Source organism: Caballeronia sp. M23-90, assembly GCF_053574605.1.
In genome coordinates, this window is the sequence record NZ_JBSIPA010000023.1 from 23,525 (window position 1) to 31,488 (window position 7,964).

Genomic DNA, 7,964 nt, shown 5'->3' on the forward strand with positions numbered 1-7,964 from the left:
CTAGACTCCCTTTCCAAAACGGCGTTCAAGAAGACTTTGTCCGCACATGGCGAGACTGGTGAGCACCAGGTACCAGAGGCATGCAACGGTAAGCAATGGAATCGTCTCGAAGTTGGTCGAATAAATCAGTTGCACTGTTGTGAGCAGTTCCACGTAGCCGATCACCGAGGCGAGCGACGTATTCTTGAACATGGTGATGAGTTCGTTCGCAAGCGGCGGAATGATGATGCGCACGGCTTGCGGCACGACCACGTGAAACATCATGCGAAAGTCGCTCATGCCCATCGCCTTGCACGCTTCACGCTGACCTTTGTCGACAGATGCAAGGCCTCCGCGAAAAATCTCAGCGCTATGTCCGCCCAGATACATCGCCAGGCCAATGATCGCCGCGCTGAAACGCGAGATCACAGTATTCGTGTCGATATCGAACAGAGTCGCGTGCAGGAACGGTACGGGGAGATACAGGCGCGGAACGAGAGCCGACAGGAAAAACAGGAACAGCAGCATGGCAAGCGTCGGCGTAGCCCGGATGATCCAGATATAAAAATAGCCCGCAGCGCGCAACACGGGATTGTCCGCCATGCGGCACGCAGCAATGACAGCGCCCAGGATCAGGCCGAGCACGCTCGCCAGCGCCGTCAGGACCAGCGTATTCGCCAGCCCGCCAAGCACGCGTTTATTGAACAGGTAGTGCGCGACGACGTCCCACTGCCAGCGGGGGTTATCGATGACCAATTCATAAAAAAGGACCATCGCAATAGCGAACAGTCCATACCAGAGCCAGTCCGATTTCTTCGGTCGCGCGTGAATGCGCAGGTCAGCGGGAGGCTCGCCTTGCTGGTTCATACCCGCCATGAACTGCTCCTGTTGATAGTCGGCGTTTTGATTCATACGTGAATGAGCCTCGTCGATTGTTCGAATCGTATCGGCAGTGTGATGGCCGCCAATCGCTTCATCTTCAGCGGGACCCGTCGTGGGTTGGAAGCCGGAATGCCGGCCGTCGCTCACGAACTTTGCCCGATAAAAAGCTGGAATGAATGCAGAATAGGGAGGCAAAAAACGGTTGTGAAATGCTTTATTTTGCGAATACGATAATGTTTTGTTATAGGACGTCTCAGTGAAAATTCGACAACTCGAGGCTTTCCGGGCGGTCATGCTGTATCAGACGGTGACGCTTGCCAGCGAGATGCTTCACATATCGCAACCGGCCACGACACGTCTTCTCGCCGATCTGGAAAGCTCGTTGAGGTTCAAGCTGTTCGACCGCGTCAAGGGACGCCTTATTCCAACGGTAGAAGCGCAAACGCTTTACGAGGAAGTACAACGCTCGCTCGCGGGAGTCGATCGCATTGCGCGGGTAGCGGATGAAATCAGGGACATGCGGCACGGGACATTGCAGGTTGCGGCCGCGCCCGCAATTGCGCTCTCGTTTTTGCCGCACGCCATTTCGGATTACTTGAAGACGCGCCCGGAGGCCCATATAGCGCTGGCGGTCCACTCCTCACGCTCGGTCGTGGACAGGGTGATCGGTCAGCGCTGCGATGTCGGCTTCGCAATCCTTTCCATGAACCACGCGTCCGCGCATGGCGAGCGGCTGATCTCCGTGCGGATGGTGTGTGCATTGCCGGCGGGGCACCGCCTATGCGCACTCGATACCATCACGCCGACTGATCTGGCCGGTGAGCGTTTTGTAGCGCATCCACGCAGTGTGGAATCCAGATTGCGGATGGACGCGCTGTTTGCAGCGCATGGCGTCGAGATGAAGGCGCAGATGGAATGCCAGTTGGGTCATGCGATTTGCGCGTTCATTGAGGCTGGCGCAGGTGTTTCTGTAATCGACGCGATCAGTGCATGGGGGTATCGGGGCTCAGGCGTTGTGTTCAAGCCGTTTGAGCCTTCGCTCGTGACGGATTTCGCGTTGCTCACGCCATCCCAACGGCCAGCTCCGTTGTTGCTGAAGCCATTCGTCGCTCATGTCCGCGAGTTTGCAATTGCGGAGTTGGGTCCCGCGGTTCTTGTGGCGTGATATGGCTTTTCTACCCAGGTTTTGCGCCGCGCTCCAGCATCACGGGATTCTGTCGATTAGTATGTAGAACTGTATTCGGGTTTTGTCGCACGTCGGAGGCTGCATTCCAGAAATCGGATCGCCGCCGGACTTCGCAGTGTGCGGGATTGAACCCGCCTTCTTTTGTCTTGTTTTTGTCACACCTTGCAAGATGTGTTGGGTTAGCGAATCTCATACCCAGTAACGCATTCAGGAAAGTTACTTGGATATTGGGTATTATTTACCTTATAAAACTATTTGACTGGGTAATACCTACCTATGTACTCTTCGGATCAACGGCACGTCTATCACGCCGGAACCTGAGAGAAAAAAACGGACTTGCGCCCATGTAGGCGCAAGCCAACTCGAATACCTTGTCCGGGGCCGTGCGCACATCTTCATAAAACAAAAACGAGCCTCTGAGATTGAGGCCGATATCTCTAACTTGGGGCCGACCTCTTGATCGCCGATTAGCTCCAATAAATCGGTGATCCGCAATTTGAACCGGACTATAATCGGCAACCGGACGGCGGTAATAAATTTATGGAGGTTCTTTTGAGAGCGGAAACTAAATTTATCTTCTTCCCGGACAACAATACCCCCAACTTCGTTCGAGCCGCAGTTGCGGTCTATTGGATTGGGTTTGCAGCCTTCTTTTTCCGCATCGTTCATGGAACAGGCGCTCCGCCTTTCCTGACTCGCCCTGAAGTAGAAGGGGCGATCACGGTTTTTGGGCTGTTCTCCGCCATTTTGATCTTCCATGCGTTTGTCATCATGCGGCTTTCGGCTGGGAAGCTTTGGGCGAGAAACATTGCGCTTCTTTTGACGGCATTCGTCATCACTACAACTCTCTACCGTCTGTTCGCATCCGGACTATCCTACGAGCAGAGCAACGTCTTAAGTTTAATAATCATCGCCGCGGAAACTGTCGCCGGGTTATTCTTGCTGACACCTGAAAGTACTGCATGGTTTAAATCCAGGACTAACTAAATAGACTCATTTAAACGGACTGGGATGGTTGCCGTAAGGCGCAACGGCTGGTAAATCACCGACTAGCGCCCTGTACTCCCACCCCATTCCCAGTCGATTGTCGAAACCCTAACGCGCCAAAGCCGCCGCATTGGCCCGCGCCTTATGCAATTTCTTGTAGCTGTCGATCAGGCGGTGGTGCCTGTCCAGACCCTCAAGATTCAAACTCGTCGGCCTTAAACCGTAGAACCGCACGCTGCCGTCTACCGATCCCATTACTGCGTCCATCCGGGCGTTGCCAAACATTCGACGGAAGTTGACCACGTAGTCGTCCAGTTCCAGGTCATCATCGAGCAGCACCTCCAGCACCACGTTCAAAGCCTGGTAAAACAATCCGCGCTCGACCGTGTTGTCGTTGTACTGCAGGAAGGCACCTACCAGCTCCTGGGCCTCCTCGAATTGCTGTAGGGCGAGATGAATCAGCAGCTTCAACTCGAGAACGGTCAACTGTCCCCAGTCCGTATTCTCGTCAAATTCGATACCGATCAAAGTGGCGATATCCGAGTGCTCATCCAGCTCGTTGTTTTCCAACCGGTCAAGCAATGCTGCCAGGCCGGCATCGTCCAGGCGATGCAAGTTCAAGACATCGGCGCGGAACAACAGTCCCTTGTTCGTGTTGTCCCAGATCAGATCCTCTACTGGATAAATTTCCGAATACCCGGGCACCAAAATCCGGCAGGCTACGGCGCCCAGTTGGTCATACACCGCCGTATACGTCTCTTTGCCCATGTCTTCGAGAATGCCGAACAACGCTGCGGCTTCCTCGGCATTGGAGTTTTCACCGTAACCGGAAAAATCCCACTCGACAAACTCGAAATCCGCTTTGGCGCTGAAAAAGCGCCATGACACGATGCCACTGGAATCGATGAAGTGCTCGACAAAGTTATTCGGCTCAGTCACGGCTTCACTGGCAAAAGTGGGTCGTGGTAGTTCGTTCAGGCCTTCAAAACTGCGGCCCTGCAGCAACTCCGTCAGACTACGCTCCAGCGCAACCTCCAGGCTTGGATGCGCGCCGAACGACGCGAACACACCGCCTGTACGCGGGTTCATCAAAGTGACGCACATTACCGGATACACCCCTCCCAACGACGCATCCTTCACCAGCACCGGAAAGCCCTGCTCTTCCAAGCCCTGAATGCCGGCCAGAATGCCGGGGTATTTCGCCAGCACCTCCTGCGGCACGTCAGGCAATGCGACTTCACCTTCCAGGATTTCGCGCTTCACCGCCCGCTCGAAAATTTCCGACAGACATTGCACCTGCGCTTCGGCCAGCGTGTTCCCGGCACTCATGCCATTGCTGACATACAAGTTTTCTACCAGGTTCGACGGGAAATACACGACCTTGCCGTCCGAATGCCGCACAAACGGCAGCGAACAGATACCGCGCTGTGTATTGCCGGAGTTGGTGTCGATCAGATGCGAGCCACGTAGCTCGCCGTCGGGATTGTAGATTTCCAGACAGTACTCATCCAGGACTTCAGCCGGCAGCGCATCCTTGCGGCCAGGCTTGAACCAGCGCTCGTTCGGATAATGGACAAACGCGGCGTTGGCGATGTCTTCGCCCCAGAACGCGCCGGCGTAGAAATGGTTGCAATTCAGCCGCTCGATATACTCCCCCAACGCCGACGCCAGCGCGCTTTCCTTGGTTGAGCCCTTGCCATTGGTAAAACACATCGGCGAGTGCGCATCACGGATATGCAGTGACCACACATTGGGAACAAGATTGCGCCACGAAGCGATTTCAATCTTGATGCCCAAGGCCGCCAGGACGCCGGACATATTGGCAATGGTCTCCTCCAACGGCAGATCCTTGCCCGCAATGTAGGTACTGGCGTCAGCCGCTGGCTTCAGCGTCAGCAACGCCTGGGCATCGGCATCCAGGTTCTCGACCTCTTCGATGACAAACTCGGGGCCGGCCTGGACCACTTTCTTCACGGTACATCGGTCGATGGAGCGCAAAATGCCCTGGCGATCTTTCGCAGAGATGTCCGCCGGCAGCTCGACCTGAATCTTGAAAATCTGCTGGTACCGGTTTTCCGGATCAACAATATTATTTTGCGACAGGCGGATATTTTCGGTAGGAATATTGCGAGTCACGCAGTACAACTTTACGAAATAAGCTGCACACAGGGCCGACGAGGCCAGGAAATAGTCGAAGGGACCAGGCGCCGAGCCGTCGCCCTTATAGCGAATAGGCTGGTCAGCTACTACCGTGAAGTCATCGAATTTCGCTTCGAGACGCAGCTTATCGAGAAAGTTGACTTTAATTTCCATGGGGGAATCCTAAAAATAGCGCTGACGATGTCGTGATCGCTATTATCCGTTGCCAAGGGCAGTTGCACCAAGCTGAGACGGCACGAGTTCTTCCTGCATCATTCTTCAGACGCGAGAGGGACATGAGAGGGACATGGCGACACTGCAGGTTGCCCTTATCCCTATGTTTGCTCCGGGCTTTTACGGCATCGACACGGATGCCCGGTCAACCGGCGGACCCGAACAGCATGCCGCTCGAAGTGTGCGTAGAACGCGTCCACTGTTTTCGCGAGGCCGCGGCGAAGCGGATGCCACTGCCATCCGCGCGTAATACCCACTATTTGATTCGGCCGAACACTTTCGCCGCGGTACCTGTATCTTTCCTGCGGCCAGGCAAGCGGTGACCGGATACACATTGGACCGGGAAGAAAAACACGTCCGTCGCGCCGAATGGCAGCCAATGGTTCAACGCTTCAATCCTCACCATGCAAAACGAACAAAACATGGCGTTACCCTCACCGGGGGCGTCACCCCTGCCGTTCGCGCGAAGCATCGGCCAGATTTTCCTGCAACGAAATGCGGGAATGGGCGTGGCCATCCTGATTGCTGTCTTCAGCGTCAGCCCGCGGCTTGGATGCGCGCTGCTGATCGGCGCGAGTACAGGAAACCTTGTCGGCCATATCTTTGCGGACCTGAATTCAACGGCATCCCGAAGCGATCTGCACGGTTTCAATGGAGCACTGGCAGCGTTGGCGGCGTTCACTTTCATCGACAACGATTCGTCTTCCGGAGCTGTCGCCATCCTGGCTGCTATCGCCGCGAGCGCACTGTCGGCGGCAATGACTCGTGCGCTGCACGTGCGCAACTTACCGACTTATTCCGGCCCGGCAATCGTCGTCACATGGGCGTGGCTGCCGTTTGTTCCAACAATCCACTCTAGCGGACCGGCGGAAACAGATGCCTGGAACGTCGGCGCAGCAGGTGCTTTCTTCAACGGACCGCACGTCGACGCGCCAGCACTTTTCATCTCGTTCACGTCTCACGTGGTAGCCGGGCTTGCGCCGATTGTCTTTGCCACGGGCTTGCTTGCTGGCAGCATTATTCTCGTCGGGCTGGTGCTTACCCGCCCAGCCGCGGCCTTCTGGGCGCTGATAGGCAGCACGCTAGGGCTTTGTTTATCCGCCATCGCCGGCGCGCCGGAATATGCAATGGTCAGCGGCGCATGCGGTTTCAACTCGGCGCTTGCCGCAATAGCCACTTATCGCCTTGGTACCGGACCAGCGGTTGCTGCGGTGGGTTTGACTTGCGCGTTTGCCTGGGTCGGCTCGATGATCGGAATACCACTGCTGACTGCGCCGTTTGTAATCGCTTCCTGGACCGTTCAAGTATTCGTAGAGCGCAGGCAGCTCGCTCTCTCAAGGAAAACGCTCATACACCATGAAAGCGTCTCTCTTGCACTCGACGCGTCGAACGATAAGGCGCAAGAGATACGCTGATGTTCAAGGAGACGGCCGTTCCGGGCAGGATCGAAGTCAGGCCGGGTTACCAGCAATTGGAGTCTTCGCGTCTGCTGGCTTGACGAGAGCCGCCGGCGTGAGATTGGGCAACGGCTTTTCCGGCTGTCGGTCCGGACTTCATTGCCGCGTACGGACGTAAGGAACAGCGCTTGCGTACACGGTTGGCCCGACCTTGATGGAGCAAACATGGCTGCCATGACTCTGGCTGACGTATCAAAAACGATGGCGAAAATCGATTTCGCCATGCTCTCGACCCGTTCCGCAAATGGCGAGATTTCAAGTCGTCCGATGAGCAACAATGGCGACGTCGAATACGATGGCGACAGTTATTTCTTCACCTCGGAAGAAACCCATACAGTCGCCGACATCCAGCGCGACCCCGTTGTTGGACTGACCTTCACTGGCGCAAAACACTTGCTTGGCAAGCCCGGCGTATTTCTTGCAATAGAAGGGCGCGCGGAGCTGATCCGCGAGAAGCCGGCAATCAAGGCGCATTGGTCGAAGGAGATTGACCGCTGGTTCGAGGAAGGTTTCAACACGCCCGGCGTCGTGCTGATCAAGGTAACGGCGAAGCGTCTTCATTACTGGGACGGCGAGGAAGACGGCGAAGTGGCCTTGTAACAGCGCTCGCGTGCCTTTGAGCACTGGTGTGCAACTCGGCGTCGTGCCCGCATCGCGGCCGGCGGCAAGCCGCAGCCGTGAAATGAATCGCAGCGCCTGTACGGCACACCACATCAGCGGTCACGCCTGGATGAAAGCCGGGCCTTAGAGATGTCTTGCTGTTCGAACACCGACCGCAAATCCAGTTACGGTGCGATATGTTTGAAACTGACGTAGTAATCGTCGGTGTAGAAGCAGTCGCCGATCTGCCGGCGCGATCCACCACATACGATCCGGCGCTGCCCGCGGTCGGCAGAGCCAGGCGTGCGAACCGTGTATGCGTGGTAATAGCCCCGCGGATGCTGCGGCAGTAACGACGCGCTATTGCGGAACAAAACACCATCCTCGGAAAACGGGTACGGGCCACCCGCTTTGATCAGACGTAGCGTTTCAGCTGTTTCCGCCGGCAACTGCGCCGTGGTGACAGTGGCCGGCGCGCTCCGCCCCTGTGCGGCCGACGA

General features: G+C 56.2%; 7 protein-coding genes. 4 read left to right on the forward strand and 3 right to left on the reverse strand.

Features of this window, described 5'->3' with window-relative positions:
• Complete coding sequence (locus ACRXB1_RS04520; protein ID WP_449491236.1) at window positions 1–891, reverse strand: amino acid ABC transporter permease; 891 nt, start codon at window positions 889–891, stop codon at window positions 1–3.
• A 226-nt stretch (window positions 892–1,117) separates the two neighbouring features.
• Here ACRXB1_RS04520 and ACRXB1_RS04525 point away from each other — a divergent pair, with 226 nt between their 5' ends.
• Window positions 1,118–2,026 (forward strand): LysR substrate-binding domain-containing protein, encoded by a 909-nt coding sequence (locus ACRXB1_RS04525; RefSeq protein ID WP_119024770.1) that lies wholly within the window; start codon window positions 1,118–1,120, stop codon window positions 2,024–2,026.
• A 561-nt stretch (window positions 2,027–2,587) separates the two neighbouring features.
• Window positions 2,588–3,034, forward strand: coding sequence for a hypothetical protein (locus ACRXB1_RS04530; RefSeq protein ID WP_449491237.1), 447 nt, complete (start codon window positions 2,588–2,590; stop codon window positions 3,032–3,034).
• A gap of 108 nt (window positions 3,035–3,142) precedes the next feature.
• Here the strand turns inward: ACRXB1_RS04530 and ACRXB1_RS04535 are convergent, their stop codons facing one another.
• Window positions 3,143–5,347, reverse strand: a complete 2,205-nt coding sequence (locus ACRXB1_RS04535) for an OsmC domain/YcaO domain-containing protein (RefSeq protein WP_449491238.1) — start codon at window positions 5,345–5,347, stop codon at window positions 3,143–3,145.
• A gap of 482 nt (window positions 5,348–5,829) precedes the next feature.
• Between ACRXB1_RS04535 and ACRXB1_RS04540 the strand changes: the two genes are divergently transcribed.
• Together ACRXB1_RS04540 and ACRXB1_RS04545 are read left to right on the forward strand one after the other, a co-directional pair.
• Window positions 5,830–6,822 (forward strand): urea transporter, encoded by a 993-nt coding sequence (locus ACRXB1_RS04540; protein WP_449491239.1) that lies wholly within the window; start codon window positions 5,830–5,832, stop codon window positions 6,820–6,822.
• 207 nt (window positions 6,823–7,029) lie between these two features.
• Window positions 7,030–7,464: a pyridoxamine 5'-phosphate oxidase family protein gene (locus ACRXB1_RS04545; protein WP_062001412.1), complete on the forward strand. Its 435-nt coding sequence runs from the start codon at window positions 7,030–7,032 to the stop codon at window positions 7,462–7,464.
• A 185-nt stretch (window positions 7,465–7,649) separates the two neighbouring features.
• Here ACRXB1_RS04545 and ACRXB1_RS04550 read toward each other — a convergent pair.
• Window positions 7,650–7,964: ribonuclease (locus ACRXB1_RS04550; RefSeq protein WP_449491240.1), on the reverse strand; the 315-nt coding region annotated here is incomplete at its 5' end.

Coding starts and splice junctions, on each gene's coding strand:
- ACRXB1_RS04545 (WP_062001412.1), top strand. CDS start 7,030: ATGGCTGCCATGACTCTGGCTGACGTATCAAAAACGATGGCGAAAATC.
- ACRXB1_RS04520 (WP_449491236.1), bottom strand. CDS start 891: ATGAATCAAAACGCCGACTATCAACAGGAGCAGTTCATGGCGGGTATG.
- ACRXB1_RS04535 (WP_449491238.1), bottom strand. CDS start 5,347: ATGGAAATTAAAGTCAACTTTCTCGATAAGCTGCGTCTCGAAGCGAAA.
- ACRXB1_RS04540 (WP_449491239.1), top strand. CDS start 5,830: ATGGCGTTACCCTCACCGGGGGCGTCACCCCTGCCGTTCGCGCGAAGC.
- ACRXB1_RS04530 (WP_449491237.1), top strand. CDS start 2,588: ATGGAGGTTCTTTTGAGAGCGGAAACTAAATTTATCTTCTTCCCGGAC.